2 protein-coding genes and 1 pseudogene are annotated in these 1,032 nt (G+C 35.9%); all 3 read left to right on the top strand.

Annotated elements, in window-relative coordinates; translation table 11 throughout:
* Positions 1-132: pseudogene (locus PX481_RS23840) on the top strand (IS630-like element ISMae24 family transposase); the annotation flags it as partial.
* A gap of 343 nt (positions 133-475) precedes the next feature.
* Positions 476-676, top strand: coding sequence for a hypothetical protein (locus PX481_RS23845; protein WP_288026707.1), 201 nt, complete (start codon positions 476-478; stop codon positions 674-676).
* Positions 677-904 (top strand): type II toxin-antitoxin system RelE family toxin, encoded by a 228-nt coding sequence (locus PX481_RS23850; RefSeq protein WP_288026709.1) that lies wholly within the window; start codon positions 677-679, stop codon positions 902-904.
* Positions 905-1,032: the final 128 nt, after the last annotated feature.

A 1,032-nucleotide genomic window follows, 5' to 3' on the forward strand; every position in this document is an offset into this window, starting at 1 on the left:
GAAATATTATGGAGATTTTTAAAATATGAATGGATTGAATTTAGCGCCTATAAAGACCGAAAGAGCCTCCTCGCTTACGTTAAAAAAGTGCTGGACAATTTTGGAGGCGAGTATGTAATTAATTTTGCCTAGGTACTTATGGGAAGGAATAGATGCCGAATGATTTTTTTTGCTAGACGATTTAAGCAAGATGTACGAGAACTCTCCAAAAAATACCGACATATTCGTGAAATCCGCAAGATTATTGCAGATTATAAAACTTAAAGGTTTACCCTTATTTTATTAAAGTAGGTAATTTAACTATAGCGTTTCCCAATCTCATGAGGTACACCAAAATCTTAACTCCTGAATCCCGAATCCTGACTCCTGAATCCTGAATCCTGACTCCTGACTCCTGACTCCTGACTCCTGACTCCTCAAAACCTAAGACTCTGTACCTCACAACTATGGGAATTGCTATATGCAAATCAAAGATATGAACTCCGAAGAATTAAAAGCGTTAATTGAAAACACAATTGACGAAACCTTAGAATCTTACTTTGGTGATCCCGATGAAGGAAAAACTCTTAAAGAAGAAGTCAAACAACGTCTATCAGCAATAAAACAAAGACGCGAAGCAGGAAAGAAAGGAATTTCAGCAGCCGAGGTTTATCAACGTTTAGGATTAAAACCATAAATGAGTTATTCAGTTGAATATGAATCTGAAGCATTAGCAGATTTGGAGAAACTTGATCCAGAGATCAGAAAACGTATCGTCAATAAAATTGAATGGTTGGCTCAAAACTTTGAACAGATTACCCCTCAATCATTAACAGGAGATTGGACTGGCTTTTATAAACTCAGAGTGGGAAATTATCGCATCATTTATCAAATTGATTTATCTGAAAAAATGGCTCTTCGGTAATTGTTATGCAATGGACGGGGGTTATAAGGGATGGAACCCTTATATAGAAAGGCATTTAGCGATTTTTGTCAATTGTTTTTTATCTAGAGCGAACTAATCAATTAAGTCTCTTGCCAGATAAGGATTTA

The organism is Microcystis sp. M53603_WE2, assembly GCF_030065435.1.